This window comes from Microbulbifer maximicatervae (SeqCode) (assembly GCF_052466985.1).
This window is the reverse complement of record NZ_CP174298.1, coordinates 4,801,764-4,820,331: the sequence shown is the minus strand read 5'-3', so window position 1 is coordinate 4,820,331 and position 18,568 is coordinate 4,801,764. Positions and strand designations below refer to the sequence as shown.

16 protein-coding genes are annotated in these 18,568 nt (G+C 53.8%); 7 read left to right on the top strand and 9 right to left on the bottom strand.

The genetic code is table 11. The features are described from left to right. The first annotated feature begins 141 nt into the window (after positions 1-141). From pcnB to ACJJI3_RS21175, 7 genes are all read left to right on the top strand, one after another. Positions 142-1,518, top strand: a complete 1,377-nt coding sequence (gene pcnB / locus ACJJI3_RS21205; protein ID WP_444940856.1) for a polynucleotide adenylyltransferase PcnB — start codon at positions 142-144, stop codon at positions 1,516-1,518. Further along, the gene (folK, locus tag ACJJI3_RS21200; RefSeq protein WP_282931421.1) at positions 1,518-1,994 is read left to right on the top strand and encodes a 2-amino-4-hydroxy-6-hydroxymethyldihydropteridine diphosphokinase; all 477 of its coding nucleotides are present in this window, start codon (positions 1,518-1,520) and stop codon (positions 1,992-1,994) included. Before pcnB ends, folK begins: the two co-directional genes overlap by 1 nt. Before the next feature lie 101 nt (positions 1,995-2,095). Beyond that, the gene (locus ACJJI3_RS21195; RefSeq protein ID WP_413663176.1) at positions 2,096-2,782 is read left to right on the top strand and encodes a deoxynucleoside kinase; all 687 of its coding nucleotides are present in this window, start codon (positions 2,096-2,098) and stop codon (positions 2,780-2,782) included. A 5-nt stretch (positions 2,783-2,787) separates the two neighbouring features. Beyond that, positions 2,788-3,600: a 3-methyl-2-oxobutanoate hydroxymethyltransferase gene (gene panB, locus ACJJI3_RS21190; RefSeq protein WP_444940855.1), complete on the top strand. Its 813-nt coding sequence runs from the start codon at positions 2,788-2,790 to the stop codon at positions 3,598-3,600. Between the two features lie 78 nt (positions 3,601-3,678). After that, positions 3,679-4,470 (top strand): acyl-CoA thioesterase, encoded by a 792-nt coding sequence (locus tag ACJJI3_RS21185; protein ID WP_444940854.1) that lies wholly within the window; start codon positions 3,679-3,681, stop codon positions 4,468-4,470. A gap of 398 nt (positions 4,471-4,868) precedes the next feature. Then, on the top strand, positions 4,869-5,906 hold the full coding sequence (locus tag ACJJI3_RS21180) for an endonuclease/exonuclease/phosphatase family protein (RefSeq protein ID WP_444907381.1): 1,038 nt from the start codon (positions 4,869-4,871) through the stop codon (positions 5,904-5,906). A 227-nt stretch (positions 5,907-6,133) separates the two neighbouring features. Then, a complete protein-coding gene (locus tag ACJJI3_RS21175; RefSeq protein ID WP_444940853.1) occupies positions 6,134-7,630 on the top strand; it encodes a hypothetical protein in 1,497 nt (498 codons plus the stop codon). A 70-nt stretch (positions 7,631-7,700) separates the two neighbouring features. Here the strand turns inward: ACJJI3_RS21175 and ACJJI3_RS21170 are convergent, their stop codons facing one another. The 9 genes from ACJJI3_RS21170 to nusA form a co-directional block, all read right to left on the bottom strand. Next, a complete protein-coding gene (locus tag ACJJI3_RS21170; RefSeq protein ID WP_444940852.1) occupies positions 7,701-8,669 on the bottom strand; it encodes a zinc transporter ZntB in 969 nt (322 codons plus the stop codon). Between the two features lie 51 nt (positions 8,670-8,720). Further along, positions 8,721-9,125, bottom strand: a complete 405-nt coding sequence (locus ACJJI3_RS21165) for a GFA family protein (RefSeq protein ID WP_413663182.1) — start codon at positions 9,123-9,125, stop codon at positions 8,721-8,723. Further along, positions 9,118-9,768 (bottom strand): hypothetical protein, encoded by a 651-nt coding sequence (locus ACJJI3_RS21160; protein WP_413663183.1) that lies wholly within the window; start codon positions 9,766-9,768, stop codon positions 9,118-9,120. Before ACJJI3_RS21160 ends, ACJJI3_RS21165 begins: the two co-directional genes overlap by 8 nt. 114 nt (positions 9,769-9,882) lie before the next feature. After that, positions 9,883-12,006 carry a polyribonucleotide nucleotidyltransferase gene (pnp, locus tag ACJJI3_RS21155; RefSeq protein ID WP_444918105.1) on the bottom strand — a complete coding sequence of 708 codons (2,124 nt, stop codon included), beginning with the start codon at positions 12,004-12,006 and terminating at the stop codon, positions 9,883-9,885. Between the two features lie 263 nt (positions 12,007-12,269). Continuing rightward, positions 12,270-12,539 carry a 30S ribosomal protein S15 gene (gene rpsO / locus ACJJI3_RS21150; RefSeq protein ID WP_252083174.1) on the bottom strand — a complete coding sequence of 90 codons (270 nt, stop codon included), beginning with the start codon at positions 12,537-12,539 and terminating at the stop codon, positions 12,270-12,272. A 130-nt stretch (positions 12,540-12,669) separates the two neighbouring features. Further along, positions 12,670-13,611 (bottom strand): tRNA pseudouridine(55) synthase TruB, encoded by a 942-nt coding sequence (gene truB / locus ACJJI3_RS21145; RefSeq protein ID WP_282931410.1) that lies wholly within the window; start codon positions 13,609-13,611, stop codon positions 12,670-12,672. A gap of 3 nt (positions 13,612-13,614) precedes the next feature. Beyond that, entirely contained in the window at positions 13,615-14,013 is a 399-nt protein-coding gene (gene rbfA / locus ACJJI3_RS21140; RefSeq protein ID WP_444940851.1) for a 30S ribosome-binding factor RbfA, read from the bottom strand. Between the two features lie 89 nt (positions 14,014-14,102). After that, positions 14,103-16,997: a translation initiation factor IF-2 gene (gene infB, locus ACJJI3_RS21135; protein WP_444940850.1), complete on the bottom strand. Its 2,895-nt coding sequence runs from the start codon at positions 16,995-16,997 to the stop codon at positions 14,103-14,105. 64 nt (positions 16,998-17,061) lie between these two features. Further along, positions 17,062-18,564 (bottom strand): transcription termination factor NusA, encoded by a 1,503-nt coding sequence (nusA, locus tag ACJJI3_RS21130; RefSeq protein WP_413663186.1) that lies wholly within the window; start codon positions 18,562-18,564, stop codon positions 17,062-17,064. Positions 18,565-18,568 lie beyond the last annotated feature (4 nt).

Below are 18,568 nucleotides of genomic sequence, written 5' to 3'. Positions count from 1 at the left end.
TTTCCGGACTCGCTCCTGGGGTAGCCCAGGTATAGAGGCTCCAGCAGTGCCATCGTGAATCTCCCCTGAGGGACCACCACTTATACAGGCCGCCAACCGATGCGTGGCCAAGCACAGCGGAGCTTTCCCGGCCATCCCTAAATGGCAGCAGTCAACATAGACAGCCGTATGCTCAACAACCTGATTAGTAGTATCAAACGCTGGCGCAAGCCGGCCAGTAAAGGCCCCAGGGTTATCGCCCGCAACGACCACAGCATCTCGCGCCGAGAAATCAGCCGCGCGGCCTTAACAGTTATGAAGCGCCTTCAGGATGCCGGATACCAGGCGTATATCGTAGGTGGAGGTGTACGCGACCTGATGCTCGGCGGCCACCCCAAGGATTTCGATGTGGCCACCGACGCCACTCCAGAGCAGGCCAAGGTGCTGTTTCGCGGCGCCCGCATTGTCGGTCGCCGCTTTCGCATCCTGCACGCCCGTATAGGCCGTGAAGTTATCGAAGTGACTACCTTCCGCGGTCACCACAGCGATGGCGAGACCCACGAAGCCAAGCAGTCCGAACACGGTATGCTGCTGCGTGACAATGTCTATGGCGACCTGGAAAGTGATGCCATGCGTCGGGATTTCACGGTCAACGCGCTCTACTACACCACCAAAGGGTTTGAAATCCACGACTACACCGGCGGTGTCGAGGATATTGAAAAGCGCCTGATTCGAATGATCGGCTCCCCAGAGGTCCGCTACAAAGAAGACCCAGTGCGCATGCTGCGCGCAGTGCGCTTCGCCGCCAAGTTGGATTTCAATATTGAAGGCAAGACCGAGGCTCCCCTGCACGAGCTGGCGCCACTGTTACGCAATATTGCCCCGGCTCGCCTGTTCGATGAGATTCTCAAGCTGCTGATGAGTGGCCACGGAGAGCGCACCTTTGAGCTGCTGCGCCAGTACCAGCTCTGGCAACACCTGTTCCCGGACAACGCCGCACAAATTGAGGCCAACAACGCGGCCCTGAAACTATCCCAGCAAGCCCTGCGCAACACGGACCAACGTATCCGCGCCGATATGCGTGTTACACCAGCGTTCCTCTACGCCGCCCTACTCTGGCCTGCGGTGAGCACCGAGCAACAAAAGCTGATTGCCAAGGGCACCCCACCAGCGCCAGCGCTGGCCCAAGCGGCACAAAAAGTTACCAGTTCACAGCTAGCCCACACCGCTATTCCCAAGCGCTTCTCAATCCCCATGCGGGAAATCTGGGACCTGCAACAGCGCCTGCCCCAGCGCGGTGGCAGTCGGGCCCAGCGCTTACAGGAACACCCCCGTTTCCGCGCCGCCTACGACTTCCTGTTGCTGCGGGAAGAAAGTGGCGAGATTGAAGCGGGCCTGGGCAAATGGTGGACCGACTTCCAACAGGCTGACGATGAACAGCGCCAGCAAATGGTGCGCAAGCTACAGCGCACAGGCAGCGGTGGGCGCCGCAACCGCAACTCTCGCGGCCGCCGTCGCAAGCCGAGAGCAGAACAGTAATGGAAACGGTATACATCGGCCTGGGCAGTAACCTGGCAGAGCCCGGCAAACAACTGCGCAGCGCCCTATCGGCCATGGAACGAATCCCCAGTACAGAATTATTGGGGTGTTCGAGTTTTTACCGAAGCGCCCCGGTCGGCCCCGGCGATCAACCCGATTACATCAATGCCGTCGCAGCATTGAAAACAGCACTGTCCCCGCTAGCACTACTGGACCAGCTCCAATCTATCGAGCTGTCCCACGGGCGCGAGCGCTCCATCCGCTGGGGCGCCCGCACCCTGGACCTGGATATCCTGTTGTTTGGGGAATCTCAAATCGATGAGCCCCGCCTACAGGTCCCACACCCGCGCATGGCCGAGCGCAACTTCGTACTGCTACCCCTTTCTGAACTGGCTCCCGCGATGGAACTGCCCGGATTGGGAGCCCTTCCAGCACTCTTACAGGGCTGCCCGGAAAACCGCCTGGAAAAGGTTTGATCGACTGAGGCTCCCCAACTACTCGACGGGCGGCCCTCTCAATAGTACTTTTGCGTTTGCAACTCATCAGGGAAGACCCCAGACAAAGAGGAGTCGCTCAAGTGGTTATCGAAAAACCCGAGACCAGCACAGCTGAACTCAACCGGTCTAATAAAACACCGCCTAAGTTTATCGCGGTGGAAGGCAATATTGGTGTGGGAAAAACCACACTGGCAAAGAAGCTGGCCTCCACATTCAATTACGACACGCTGTTGGAATTACCCGAGGAGAACCCCTTTTTGGAGCGTTTCTACCGGGACCCCCAAAACGCCGCACTGCCCACCCAGCTGCACTTTCTCCTACAGCGATCACAGCAAATCCAGGCACTGCGGCAGGACGATATCTTTGAGCCGGTGCGGGTGTCGGACTTTTTGATCGAAAAGGACCAGCTGTTTGCTGAAGTCACCCTGGATAAGGATGAGCTGCACCTGTACCAACAGGTGTACAAACATCTCACCCTGGAAGCACCCAAGCCGGACCTGGTGATCTATTTGCAAGCCCCCCTCGATGTGCTGCAAGCCCGAATCCGCAATCGGGGAATCCCGGCTGAGCAGGCGATAAGCAATGAGTACCTTGCCACCCTCAACAACGCCTACACCCGCTTTTTCCATTTTTACGATGAGGCGCCTCTACTTATCGTCAATACCGAGGAGATCGACATTGTCGATAGCCCAGAGGACTACCAACAGCTGGTCGAATATCTGTTCACGATCACCAGTGGCCGGCACTATTACAACCCAGGAAGTTAATCGTTATGTATGCACCCTCTGAATTAGAAAAGCTCGTAACCGTTCAAACCCTGCGAAAAATGAAAGCGAATGGTGAGAAGTTTATTACCGTTGCTCTCTACGATGCCCCTATGGCTGCGATGGCACAAAAGTCCGGGGTTGAGACACTGCTCGTCGGAGATTCCCTGGGCATGACCGTGCTGGGTTACGACAGCACCGTGCCAGTGACGATGGAGCAAATGATTTACCACGTCGAGGCGGTCGCGCGCGGCAATAAGAAGTCCCTGATTATGGGGGATATGCCGTTTATGACTTACGCCACCCCGGAGCAGGCACTCCGGAATGCAACCCGGATCATGCAGGCCGGTGCACATATGGTGAAGATCGAGGGAGGCGCCTGGCTCGCCGACACCGTGAAGATCCTTACTGATCGCGGTATTCCCGTTTGCGCCCACCTGGGCCTCACCCCTCAATCAGTACACAAACTGGGAGGCTATCGCGTTCAGGGGCGCGACGAAGAACACGCCAAGCAAATCCTCGAAGACGCCCTACAACTCGACGAAGCCGGAGCTGATCTGCTGGTGTTGGAATGTGTACCCGCCGACCTGGCAAAGCGTATTACCGAAGCCGTATCCATGCCCACCATCGGCATAGGCGCGGGCCGCGACTGCGATGCCCAGGTACTGGTAATCAATGACATCCTGGGCCTCACCCAACAGCCCCCCAAGTTTTCCAAAAACTTCCTGGTAGAGGCCGAGGATATTCCCGGGGCCCTGCGCAAATACGCCGAGGACGTCAAACAAGGCGTTTTCCCCGGCGAGGAACACATATTTAAATAATACTCCCCTCATCCGGGTGCTTCTCACCCGGTATTTTTCTGCGGCAGGTCCCACCTGCCGCTCTCAAGCGGTAACACTATGACTTTCGACCAACTAATCCAGGATTGGCTCTCGACCAATGGCGCCACTTCTGTACCCGAAGGCTGGACCCAGGGGCGGGCTACATTTGGCGGCCTTGTAGCCGCAATGCTGTATGAGCAGATGACTTCAGAGCTGCCTTCTGACAGCAGCTTGCGCTCTTTTACCACCTCATTCGTAGGCCCGGTTGCCCCAGGGGCGATTAACACCCGTGCAGATGTCCTTCGCGCAGGTCGCTCTGTCACCCAGGTGCAGGGGCACCTCGATCAGGATGGTGCCGTTATGCTGGCGGGCCTCGCCAGTTTTGGCCGCGGCAGGGAGTCATCCGTTCTCGCCAAAGGTCCCTCAGCACCGGAGTACCCCACCCCGGATAAATGCCTGCCCCTGCCCTATATCGAAGGTGTAGTGCCGGAATTTACACAAAAGTTCGATTACCGTATCGCATGTGGGGGCCTCCCTTTCAGCGGCGCGAAAGAGAGAGTTTTAGGTGGCTGGGTACGATTTAAGGATGGCAGTAAAGGCCGTACCGGTATCAGCCACTTACTTGCACTGATCGATGCCTGGCCACCGGCGACACTCCCGATGATGAAAGAGCCGGCTCCCGCCAGCTCATTAACATGGACAGTGGAGTTTATGGAGCCACTCCCAGAGCGCACCGCTTCTGACTGGTGGCAATACGAGGCCGAAGTGGAACAGGCCGAGGATGGCTACGCAGTAATACAGGCCCGCTTGTGGGATGCCGATGGACGTTTAACCGCCCTCTCCCGCCAAATAGTCACTATCTTTGGTTAACCAGCACTCGTCGATCAACTATCCCTTTACCGCCACTCATTGAGTGCCTTGGCTCCACGGATGGGACCATTTAAGCGGTCCTAAAGAATTTTGTAACTTTTCTGCAGCCTTCAGATCACTCTAAATAATACTTCCCGATCCTGCTTAACCCGCCTAACGAATCAATTATTACCTGCATAAAAATATACAACTTTCGTGATTTTTATTATTTTTTTATGAAAAAAATAATTCGCGCCGCCCTTACAGAAAAATAAAATAAAAAAAACCTCCTTTACTCCAATTTGTAATCTACGCTATCCATCATCCCCTCCATCGAAAACAAAGGGGCCGCCAGAGAAACGCCCCAATTTTCGACCCCACTACAAAACCGTCGGTAATAACAAAGTTGGAGAGCAATAATGATAAAAAGAATATTTTTTTCACTCACACTTCTATTCAGCCATTCCGCCGCAGCAGTAGATTTTGAAGACGTTTGGGATGCAATTACTTCTTGTAACTGGTTTGAATTTATTGATGATGTCGACGATACCGGATCAAAAGACCTGGACGGCTATGAATACGGTGACACTGAATTTGCCGATGCCAATTCAGGCAGCTTTGACATGATCGTCTACAACATGGATGGATTTTTGGAGTGTATAGGCGGCAACAGCAAGTCTGACTTCAAACAGATTATTAACACTTTTGATAATAACCCCAAAGACCTCTGGTTGATGCAGGAAGCTTGGAGCAAAACCAAAGCCAATTATCTGGACGACGACGACAAGCTCGATAACGATACAGTCCCCTATCGCTCCAAACACTGGAAAGGCACTGGTACCAGCTTTGGCAATGGCCTGCTGACCTTTTCCAAGTTTCCGTTTGACCGAGATAATCGCGATGACGACGATTACACCTTCGCCACTTATGAGGAGGAAACTTTTGATAAGTGTGCAGGTAATGACTGTGATACCGAAAAAGGCTTTACCGTAGCAAAAGTTGAAGTGACCAAAAACTTCCATGTTCATGTGTACAACACCCATATGGATGCAGGACACCAAGACGATGACCTAAATGCCAAAGCCAAGCAACTCGACCAGATTGCCGATATGATCGTCGCCCACTCAAGTAATGCCACAGTCATTTTGGCCGGTGATTTCAATATGGCGTTTGATGAAAATGACGACGGCTGGCGCGGTACAAACTACCAAACCTGGAAAGCATTTTTTGCCAAAACCGGCGGCAAGCATGCCTGCCAATATATGCTATCTGGCAGCGACACCAGCTTGGAAGCCTGTGCTGATGAACTTCAGGACGATACCGATCATGTCGTCGTTATTAATAACAACCCCAATTACACGCTGGACGTAACCAATTACTACATTGGCTCCGCGGAGTACACAGGGCTGAGCGACCACGACCCAGTATTTGTAGACTTCTCATGGGTTAAACACTAAACGAGCGGCACACAGCCTCTTCCGCAGGGGATCGGAAGGGGCTTAACCAATTTACCGACAAAGTGAACGACACCGGACTGAAAACCCAATCCAGCTACAATTTTGCTTATTGAGGAGAACTTTAACCCACGCATAAACCGCATGCTTGGCGGGAAGGGCTTTCAGTGGACAGGATTAAGAACCTAGTTGTCGGAAGTGGTCCTGCGAGTATCGCTACAGTCAAGGCATTGCAAGATATTGGGCAAGAAGTCGAAGTCATTGACGTCTCATATGATCTTGAACATCACACTAAGCACCAGGTTCACACCTTATCGCAAAAACATGTGGACAGCTGGAAAGATGAAGAAAAAAAACGGATTTTCCCTCCCCCCAAAGTCTCCAGCAGCGGCGTCGAAAGAAGGTATATCTTTGGGTCTGACTTTCCTTACAGAACCCCAGAACATTTTCAAGTAAACACAACCAACTGCAACACAGAGTTTTCCCACGGCTTTGGTGGCCTTGGAAATGTGTGGGGTGCAGCCATCCTTCCCTACAGCGAGCGCCAATTAAGAAACTGGCCACTCTCCCTAAGTAAACTGGCCCCATCTTACAAAAATGTTCTCCGATTTATGCCAATAAGTGCGGAGCCAGACAACCTCCAGACAGAATTCCCACTGTTTTCGGAAAATTTTGAAACCCTGAAAAGAAACCCAGCAACAGATTTTATATTGCAAAAACTCACCAATGTCGAAGACAACCTCCGGAGTAATGGCATTGAGTTTGGCCGGGCTCGGCTAGCTGTGGATGCAAGCTCTGGTAAACGTGGATGTCGATATTGCGGGCACTGCCTTTACGGCTGTGTATATCAATCTATCTTCAACCCCAAAACACTATTTGAAGATTTGCAAAAGGATGGTTTGACCATACACCAGGGATTTGTTGTATTGGAGCTAAAAGAGAACAAAGAGGGAGTTGAAGTTATTGCGGTTAGCATAGACGATGGAAAGGTATACAGTTTTTTTGCAGAGAAAGTCTTCTTGGCTGCGGGACACTTCGCCACAACCACTATCGTAGCAAGATCCCTTAACCTGCTAAATACTCCCATTGAGATCAAAAGCAGTCAATATTTCTTTTTTCCTTTTTTTACCTATAAAAGACATCACTATGAAATTGAATTCACGTTAGCAGAAATCTTCCTGGAAATCGAAAATGCTAACATAAGCCCAGAACAGATTCACCTTCAACTATATGGCCGCAGTCAAATCATTGAAGACCAGGTTGCGGCTTTATTGCCATCATTTATCTCAAAAGATCTTGCCTTGGACCGCTTATATATCATTCAGGGTTTCTTATCTTCGGAAGATTCGGACACTCTGGAATTGACTTTAACTAACAAACGCCCAGATAGCTCTACAGTAGAAATAAAAGGGGTTGAAAACCCCAGGGCCCGCTGGGTTATAGCAAGAACTCAATCATTGATAAGGCGCAGCTTAATTAAGTTGGGGTTAGTACCTCCCTTTTATTTGAAAGTACTTCCTCCGGGGAAAAGTTACCATAGCGGTGGAAGCTTCCCAATGAAGGGGGAACACGAAACCTTTTCCTCTGACCTGTTAGGACGGCCTGCAAACTTCAAGAACGTCCATATTGTGGATTCCGCTAACTTCCCCAATATTGCAGGTTCAACCATTGCTTATACAATAATGGCAAATGCAGATCGAATTGTAAGATCTATAAAATTTTCGTAATTAACTGCTATATCGCCAAAATTACACGTATCCCTGAGCGACTATTGAATTCAAAAACAGCGAAAGAGCGCTACAACCACTTTTTCCAATAGAATAAAGCGACTTGTCCGGCCAATGCCACCACCAGCAAGATGCAAAAAGCAATAAAGCCCAAGGACGACTGTCCCCAGGGAATACCGCCGACATTAATCCCAAACAATCCAGTGAGAAAGCTCAGCGGCAGAAAAACTGCTGCCACCACTGATAGTACATACATACGACTATTCAACTGATCCGAAGTGCGACTCAACAATTCCTCCTGAGCGATTGCCGCGCGCTCCCTTACCGCATCGATATCGTCGATATGGCGCTGTAACCGATCATTTACCTCTCCCAAGAGGGCGTGGCTGTGCTCATCAAACCAGGATAGGGATTCCTGCTGCAAACGCCCGAGCACCTCCCGCTGCAGGCATAAGTAGCGTCGCAATACGATAGTTCTCTTGCGCAGCCGAACCAGTAGGGAAGAAAGCTCCGCCCCCCCCCTATCTAATAACAGGTTTTCCAGGTCATCAATTTTTTCTTCAAAGTCTTCGGCCCGATCACACATACGCAAGACCAACAGATCTGCCAGGGACATCAAAAGAGCCGCAGTTCCACGGGGACCAAAGCCACTGCGCAAGCGAGAAAGCAAGTCATCCTCTGAAAGTAACTTCCGTCGGCCGGTACTGATAATACGGTTTTCTTCGGCCCAAATGCGAATGGCGATCATATCCTTTGCGCGCGGTTTGGATTTTCGCTCAATGCCGTACATAGCCAACATCAGCCCCTGATCCACAGTCATTACACAGGGGCGCGTTGTCTTCGCAGACAGGGTCTCTATCGCCGTAGCTGTGAGTCCACTATCCTGTTGCAGCCACTCGACGGTGTTGGTGCTGTCGTAGTCAAAATGCAGCCAGAGAATTCCCTGATCAGGTTGCCAGGATTTCACCTCTGCCCAGGAAAGCTCTCGGCCCGAGCCTTTGCGATCGAGTAAGACAGCGTAGACCAGACCAGTTTCCATAGGCTCTCATATCACCTGATATTAATTGGAGCATCACTTTCTTTACGCGACTTATTTACTGAGATGGGCCAGCTCTGCGGCGTTCTGCTCCCAGTTTTGACCATCGAAAGGTTCGACCTCCAAGTCTCCGGGTCTCTCATCAAAACAGCGCGCATTAAGACTATAGCCATCCGGGTTGGAGCGCGGCACATAAAAAGACTTAACGCCGCAATGGCGACAAAACAGGTGCTTGGCCACCCCCGTATTAAACGTATAACAATCCAGGTCTTTTTCCCCAGACTCCAGCTTAAAGTTTTCAGCGGGAATAATGACGTGCAGAAAACCCACTTTCTCACACATCGAGCAATTGCACGCATGGGCTACCAGTTTCTCCTCTGAGTCGCGCTCGTGCCGCGCCCGATAGCGAATAGCGCCACAGTGGCAACCTCCGCGAAGTTCAGTAGTAACTTTACTCATTTGAATTATTGTCCTTTTCAAATAACGGGCGGGCAGCCAACAGTGAAAACAGCGAAAGGCCCAGCAGCAGGTGGAACCAGTTTGTACGCGCCAAGCCCAGCACTCGCGGAGCGCCGGTACCCACAAACAATCCATCCATTGCAATGACTACTGCCCCTGCCCCCAGTAACAAAGGACCCGGTGGCGATAGTCGTCGCGGTGACATCAATTCCATCATTGCAACCCACAACCACAACAAAAGCCCCAGGGCGGAAAATACCTCTGTCACTTCCTGCGGCGATAACCTGCCACTTTCCGAGACGCCAATAGACGAGGCCAATACCAGCACCAGCACTACATAAGCGGGTCCCCGGGTACTCTGTCCAATACCTATCTCGAAACGTGCCCAAACCAACCCTATTCCAATTAGCAACAGCGAACTAAACCCGGATAGTTGCAGTAAAGCCCGGTGTAATTGGGTTGCCCCGGGATCAATACCGTAGCGATAGGCACCGACAATCGCGGAGACAGCGATAAATAGAAGACCCGCCATCACCAAGAGTGCAGCTGATTGGAAGCGAGCATTGGTAAGACGCCAGTACTGATTGGCAATCAGCAGTGCGGCGAGGGTGAGGAGAATGTCGATCAGCCAGAAGTTGTCCAATGTTTTGCCCTTTTTTTCCAGAATTCTAATAGAAAACCGGTAATAAGCGACAATTCCGCTTCGGCAGATACAAAAAAACCCGGCTTAAAAGCCGGGTTTTTTCAGTCCGTAGACTTAAGCTTCGTCGGAAGCTTGCTTGGCTTCTTCAGCGGCAGCTGCATCGGCCTTGGCTTCCTTGATAGAAAGCTTGATACGTCCACGCTGGTCAACGTCGAGTACTTTAACCTTAATCTTCTCACCTTCACTCAGGTAATCAGTTACGGCATTTACGCGCTCTTCAGCGATCTGGGAGATATGCACCAGACCGTCTTTGCCCGGCAGGAAGTTAACGAACGCACCGAAGTCTACGATACGTACCACGGTACCTTCGTAGATAGCGCCAATCTCAGCTTCCGCAGTGATCTCCTCGATGCGGGTTACCGCCGCTTCCAGGCTCTCACCGTCTTCACCGAAGACCTTGATAGTGCCGTCATCTTCGATATCAATGGAGGCGCCGGTCTCTTCAGTGATGGAGCGGATAGTCGCACCGCCCTTACCGATCACGTCGCGGATCTTGTCCGGGTGGATCTTCAGGGTCGCGTAGCGCGGTGCGTTCTCATTCACGGTGGTACGGGAAGAGTCGATCACCTTGTTCATTTCCGCGAGGATGTGCAGACGCGCGTGCAGAGCCTGCTCCAGAGCGGTCTCCATGATCTCTTCGGTAATACCTTCGATCTTGATGTCCATCTGCAGCGCGGTTACACCAGAGGCGGTACCCGCTACTTTGAAGTCCATATCGCCGAGGTGGTCCTCGTCACCGAGGATATCGGTCAGAACCGCGTAGCCTTCGTCTTCCTTCACCAGACCCATAGCGATACCGGCTACCGGTGCCTTCAGCGGAACACCCGCATCCATCAGCGCCAGGCTGGAACCACAGACGGAAGCCATGGAGCTGGAGCCGTTGGATTCAGTGATCTCGGAAACTACACGCACGGTGTAGGGGAAGCTGTCCGGGCTCGGCAGAACTGCAGCGATACCGCGGCGAGCGAGACGGCCGTGACCGATTTCGCGACGACCGGTAGCACCTACACGACCCGCTTCACCTACAGAGTAGGGAGGGAAGTTGTAGTGCAGCATAAAGTAGTCTTTGCGCTCACCTTCCAGGGCGTCGATGATCTGTGCATCGCCAGTGGAACCGAGGGTAGCCACTACCAGAGCCTGGGTCTCACCACGGGTGAACAGCGCAGAGCCGTGGGACTTGGGCAGAGCGCCAACTTCCACAGCGATCGAACGTACAGTTTTGCTGTCGCGACCGTCGATACGGGGCTCGCCGCGCACTACAGCGCCGCGCACCAGCTTCTTCTCCAGCTTGCCGAAGTAACTTTTTACCAGATCGGCGCTAATTTCTTCAGTAGCCAGAGCTTCAGCGGCTTCGCTGCGCAGTTCCGCCAGGCGGGTGCTGCGCTCTTGCTTGTTGGTGATGCGGTAGGCTTCGGCAACCTTCTCGCCAAACTGAGCGTCCAGGGCAGCTTTCAGTTCGGTGTTTTCCGCCGGAGCCTGCCAGTCCCACTGGGGCTTGCCCGCTTCCGCTTTCAGCTCTTCACAAACCTTGATAATGGCCTGCATTTCCTGGTGTGCGTAGAGTACCGCACCCAACATAATGTCTTCCGGCAGCTCTTGAGCTTCAGACTCCACCATCAGTACGGCGTCTTTGGTACCGGCAACGACCATGTCCAGCTCGGAAGTCTTCAGAGCTTCGTAGCCCGGGTTCAGCAGGTAGCCGTCTTGCTGGGTGTAACCCACGCGCGCAGCACCGATTGGGCCTGCGAAAGGAATACCGGAAACAGACAGCGCTGCGGAAGTGCCGATCATGGCAGCGATATCCGGGTCCATGTCCTTCTCAGCGGAGAGAACAGTACACATCACCTGAACTTCGTTCATAAAGCCGTTCGGGAACAGCGGGCGGATCGGGCGATCGATCAGACGGGAAGTCAGGGTTTCTTTTTCAGACGGGCGGCCTTCACGCTTGAAGAAACCACCGGGAATTTTGCCAGCCGCGTAGGCTTTTTCTTGATAGTGCACGGACAACGGGAAGAAGCCCTGATCTGGCTTGGCTTCTTTAGCGCCGACAACAGTACACAGGACAACAGTCTCTCCCATGCTAACCAGGGCAGCACCGGTAGCCTGGCGCGCGATACGGCCGGTCTCGATGGTGACTTGGTGTTGTCCGTATTGGAAAGTTTTGCTTACTGGATTCACTAGTTTTTTTCCTATTTCCTTACGGTTACTGGCCCATTCCAGTAACCCCTACAGTGGTTGCCTGGATAGAAGTTCCAAACCTTCAGTCCAGAGCGATACGGGGATGTACCGCTACCGACCCGGGTGGCCGGTGCAAACGCAGCACATCCGCCGGGATATTTGCCCCTGGGGTTGTGTTGCGAAACTGCCGAAAAGTGACAACAGCGCCACTTTTCAGCAAGCATTAAAGAAGAAAGCCCGCCAGAGGCGGGCATTCCAGGGTCTTAGCGACGCAGGCCGAGCTTAGCGATCAGCTGTGCGTAACGGTTCAGATCCTTGCGCTTCAGGTAGTCCAGCAGCTTGCGACGCTGGTTTACCATGCGGATCAGACCACGGCGAGAGTGGTGATCCTGCTTATGCGCAGAGAAGTGACCCTGCAGTTTGTTGATGTTGGCAGTCAGCAGGGCTACCTGGACTTCCGGAGAACCGGTGTCGCCTTCAGATTGGCCGTGCTCTTTCAGGATTGCTGCTTTTTCTACTGCAGACAGTGCCATAACGATTAACCTCGTCGTAATATGCTTTAAAAGATTCGGCTGGCCCGTGCATATTTACAGACCAGCTACTCACTATTGCAATACTCTCACATCAACCGCTATCGGCTCTCACCAATATAGCGTTTTCTGCTTAAGTACTACTTACCAGACGCCGAGGCGCTACGCACCCGTCGTCAGTAATTTCTCCTACGCCCAGAAAATCGCCATTTTCCAGGAAGAGGCGCACCATATCACCTTCTTCACCGATACGGTAGACCTGCAAATCCATTACCGGCTGCCCCTGACGCACATAGTAACCAGACTCGTCCGGAAGGGTGAGTTTGGGCAGCGAGGAGGCGGGAGAATCCACCGATAACAGGTGGTGATCCAACTCCTCCGCCATTCCCTCACCGCGCTCCTCGGTGAGCTCATCCAGGGTCACTGAATCGGCCTCGACGTAGGGACCGGCGGCGCTGCGGTGCAACTCTTCCACATAGGCACCGACACCCAGGGCCTGGCCCAGGTCTTCGGCAATACTGCGAATATAAGTGCCCTTGGAGCAGTGAACCTCAACTTCTGCACGGGGCTGAGCGCCCGGTGTAAAGCTCAGCAGTTCAAATTCAAAAATCTCTACTTCCCGCGCCTCGCGTTCCACTTCCAAGCCCTGTCGTGCCAACTTATACAGCGGCTGCCCCTTGTGCTTGAGGGCTGAGTACATGGACGGCACTTGCTTGATGGGACCGCGAAAGGCTTCCATCGCTTTCAGCACAGCTTCTTCGGTCAAACCGGAAGCATCTTTGGTTTCCAGTACATCGCCATCAGCATCGCCACTGGCTGTAGTCATACCGAAAACAAAAGTACTGCGATAGCGCTTGTCCGCATCGAGTAGGTACTGGGAAAACTTGGTCGCTTCGCCGAAACAGATCGGCAACACGCCGGTTGCCAGGGGGTCCAGCGCTCCGGTGTGACCGGCGCGATTGGCGAAAAAGAGTCGTTTGGCTTTTTGCAGGGCGTCATTGGCGGTAATCCCGGCGGGCTTGTTCAATAACAGCACGCCGTGAACCGGCCGGCCCCATTTTGGTCTGCGGCCCATGGATTAATCTTCGTTGGAGTCGCTATCGTCGTCTTGGTGTTTGCGATCTTCTTTAACCGCCTTGTCGATCAGGGCAGACAGCGCCTGGCCGCGCACCGAGGTCTCGTCGTAGCGGAAGTGCAAACGGGGAATAGTGCGAATCTGGATCGCGCGCGCGAGCTGCGTGCGCAAAAAGCCGGCGGCTTTATTCAGCACTTCGATAGAGATATTAATTTTGCTGCGATCATCCTCACCCACCAGGGTGACAAAAACTTTAGCAACGGTTAGGTCGCGGCTGACTTCAACATCATTGACGTTGATCATACCCAGGCGAGGATCGCGGATCTCGTGTTGGATCAGCTGGGCCAGCTCGCGGCGCATGGCGTCGGCGACGCGGTCTGCGCGATGAAATTCTCTTGCCATTGTTTACCTATTGAGAATGGCGGTTTAAAGACAGGAAAACCCGCACGGCTAGGCCGCGCGGGTTTATCCTCGATCCGCTGCGGAACTCCTTAGAGTTCGCGAGCAACCTTAACGATATCGTAAACTTCGATCTGGTCACCGGACTTAACGTCGTTGTAGTCCTTAACCCCGATACCACACTCCATGCCGTTGCGCACATCTTGCACATCGTCTTTGAAGCGACGCAGGGATTCCAGTTCACCCTGATAGATCACAACGTTGTCGCGCAGTACACGGATCGGCTTGTTGCGGTAGACGGTACCTTCAGTAACCATACAACCGGCAATGGCGCCAAACTTCGGTGAGCGGAATACATCGCGAACCTGGGCAATACCCACGATTTCTTCACGTATTTCCGGATCAAGCATACCGGACAGCGCCTGCTTCACTTCGTCGAGCAGGTTGTAGATCACGCTGTAGTAACGAATCTCTACGCCTTCTGTCTCAGCAACCTTTCGGGCAGCCACATCAGCACGGGTGTTGAAGCCCAGTACGATAGCGCCGGAGGTCAGGGCCAGGTTGATATCGTTCTCGGCGATACCACCTACACCGCTGGACACGACGTTGACAGAAACTTCTTCGTTGCCGATATCCGCCAATGCGCCCAGGATAGCTTCCAGGGAGCCGCGAACGTCCGCTTTGATAACAACCGGCAGTACTTTGCGCTCGCCGGCTTCCATGTTCGCAAACATGTTTTCCAGCTTGGCCGCCTGCTGGCGCTGCATACGCTCACGACGCTCTTTATCACCGCGCTGTTCAGCTACTTCACGAGCTCTGCGCTCATCCGCAACCACCATGAACTCGTCACCGGCGTTGGGTGTGGTGTCCAGACCCAGCAGCTCAACCGGAGTTGAAGGGCCAGCTTCTTTAACCTGCTTGCCCAGCTCGTTGGTCATGGCGCGAACACGGCCGTAGCTCTGGCCTGCCAGTACGATATCGCCGCGCTTCAGCTCGCCGTTCTGTACCAGCAGGGTCGCCACAACACCGCGACCTTTTTCCAGGCGGGATTCGATCACAACACCTGTTGCCGGTACCTTGACCTTGGCCTTCAGCTCCAGCATCTCTGCTTGCAGGGAAATCGCTTCCAGCAGGTCGTCGATGCCTTCACCAGTGTGTGCAGACACATTGATAAACTGGGTATCACCGCCCCAGTCTTCAGGAATTACATCTTTCGCAGCCAGCTCGTTTTTAACACGATCGGGATCGGCAGCTTCTTTGTCGCACTTGTTGATTGCAACAACCAGCGGTACACCGGCAGCGCGGGCGTGGTTCACAGCTTCTTCAGTCTGCGGCATCACACCGTCGTCAGCAGCCACTACCAGGATAACTACGTCAGTTGCCTGGGCCCCACGGGCGCGCATTGCGGTAAAGGCGGCGTGTCCCGGGGTATCCAGGAAAGCGATCTCGCCCTGGCTGGTTTTCACACGGTAAGCACCGATGTGCTGGGTAATACCACCGGCCTCACCGGAAGCCACCTTGGTCTTACGGATGTAGTCCAGCAGGGAGGTTTTACCGTGGTCAACGTGACCCATAACGGTAACTACCGGTGCGCGGGACACCTCAGTGCCTTCACTGGCCTGGGTCTCGGCAACCAGCGCTTCCTCCAGCTCGCTCTCAGAGCGGAATACCACCTTGTGGCCCATCTCTTCGATGATCAGCTGTGCAGTTTCACGGTCCAGGCTCTGGTTGATAGTAACCATCTCGCCCATTTTCATCAGGCGCTTGATCAGGTCACCGGCTTTCACATTCATCTGTTTGGCCAGCTCGCCAACAGTGATGGTTTCGCCCAACTGTACTTCGTACACCTGTTTCTCCGTGGGCCTTTTAAAGCCGTGCGTAGGTTTAACCTTCAAGGTCGGACGAGACAGGGAGCGCGTGCTGCGCTTGGATGCTTCGTCTTCCTCAAATACTTCCAGCGCCTGTTCGTACAGAGCGGTTTTGCTGGATTTTTTCGGGCCGGACTTGGAGCGGCGACCGCGACGCTTACGCGGCTCGTCCTCAGAGCGATCAGCTTCAGCGGGAGCAGTGGATGCTGCCTCCAGCTTGCGACGCAGAGCGGGCTTGACCTCAGAGGTCTTCTCAGCGCTTTTTGCCGGTGCTGGCTTAGCCTTGGCTGTCTGTGCAGCTTGCGCAGCTTTCTCTTTCTTTTCCTGGGCTGCGCGTCGGTCAGCTTCTACTTTAGCTTTCTTCTCTTCAAGTTCACGCTTTTCCTGCTCAGCCTGCTGCTTGCGACGCTCCATCGCGGCAATTCGCATTGCCTCGATATCGTCTGAGTAGCTTGAGCGGATTGGTGCGGCGGGCTCTGCCTTTTTCACTACGTTTTCCGCGGTCTTATCCTCTGATTTAGCCGCATCTTGATCGGCTTTTACTTCATTGCTTGCTTTCGCTTCGGCTTCAGCCTTGGCTTTTGCTTCTGCTTCGGCCTTGGCTTTCGCTTCGGCTTCAGCCTTGGCTTTCGCCTCGGCTTCGGCTTTGGCTAGCGCCTCTTCTTCCGCCGCTAGGCGTGCAGCTTCTGCCTCGGCTTCTGCGCGAGCGCGTTCGGCTTCGGCCTCCAGTCTTTCCTGCTCATTTTGCAGGGCATCGACTGCCGCTTCCTGCTCGGGGCTGCTCGATTCTTCGCCTGCCGCTACGGTTTCAAGCTCAGCTTGAGGGCGCTTCACATAGGTGCGCTTCTTGCGCACTTCCACATTCACAGTCTTGCGGCCGGTGCCAGAGCCAGTCTTCAGCGTGCTTGTGGTTTTGCGCTTCAAGGTGATCTTGCGCGGCGCGGCGCCCTGCTCCCCGTGACTGCTTTTCAGGAAACTGAGCAAGACCTGCTTTTCCTCGTCTGACACCACTGCATCCACAGAGGTGTGAGGCAAACCCGCTTCTTTCATCTGCTTGAGCAGACGGTCTTCGGTGGCACCAACCGATTTGGCGAGTTCACTAACTGTTACTTCGGCCATTCTCTCTCCTAAAAGTCACTTGGTCGGAGGGGGTTACTTATACGTAAGTTATTTTTCGCTGCACTTAAGCTTCTTCGCCGCTGTCATCGGCAAACCAGGGCTCACGCGCCTTCATAATCAGCGCTGCAGCGCGTTCCTGGTCGAGACCTTCGATATCCAGCAGGTCATCGACAGCCTGCTCTGCCAGGTCTTCCATCGTGGAAATACCACGGCTGGCCAGTTGGAATGCCAGCTGGCGCTCCATACCGTCCATATTCAAAAGGTCTTCCTGGGGCTCAGATGCATCCAGCTTCTCTTCGGATGCCAGCGCTTGGGTCAACAGGGTGTCCTTGGCGCGGGCGCGCAGCTCCTCAGCGATATCCTCATCGAAGCCCTCAATTGCGAGCATCTCTTCGATGGGTACATAAGCTACTTCTTCCAGAGAGGCGAAGCCCTCTTCAACCAGTACACCGGCAACATCTTCATCGATATCCAGGCGATCCATAAACACCTGCATGATGGAGCTGGACTCGGCTTCCTGCTTGCTCTGCCACTCGTCACTGCTCATGACATTGATCTGCCACTGGGTCAGTTCGGAGGCCAAGCGCACATTCTGGCCGCTGCGGCCGATAGCCATTGCGAGGTTTTCCTCTGCCACGGCTACGTCCATAGAACCGGTGTCTTCGTCGACTACGATGGATTCAATTTCTGCTGGCGCCATCGCATTGATAACGAACTGAGCGGGGTTTTCGTCCCACAAAACGATATCTACGCGCTCACCAGACAGCTCGTTGGATACCGCCTGAACACGCGCGCCGCGCATGCCCACACAGGCACCCACCGGGTCGATGCGACCGTCGTTGGTATTTACAGCGATTTTTGCACGCAGACCGGGATCGCGGGCCGCGCCTTTAATTTCGATTACCTGCTCGGAAATTTCCGGCACTTCAATGCGGAACAATTCGACAATCATTTCCGGGCAGGAGCGGCTCAGCATTAGCTGGGGGCCGCGGGCTTCCGGTTGGATTTCCAACAGGATTGCACGCACGCGATCACCGAGTCGGAAAATTTCGCGACCAACCAGCTGATCGCGAGGCAGGCGCGCTTCGGCATTATTACCCAGGTCTACAGCGATAAAGTCGCGGGTCACCTTCTTCACAGTGCCGCTAACCATTTCGCCGACGCGATCGCGGTACTCGTCTACAACTTTGGCGCGCTCGGCTTCACGTACCTTTTGTACGATGACCTGCTTTGCGGTCTGTGCGGCGATGCGTCCAAATTCTACATTTTCCACCTGCTCGCGGAAAACGTCACCTGCTTTCAGGTCAGCATCTTTTTCGTGGGCTTCTTCCAGGGTGAACTGGGTACCCAACTCAGCCAAGACTTCATCACCGACCACTTCCCAGCTGCGGAAAGTCTCGTAATCGCCTGAACGACGATCAATGATAACCTCAATGGTTGAATCTTCGTCGTAGCGCTTCTTCGTGGCCGTTGCCAATGCCGCTTCGATGGCCTGGAAAATAATCTCCTGGTCAACGCCCTTCTCGTTGGATACCGCCTCGGCTACCAGCAAGATCTCTTTGTTCATGCAA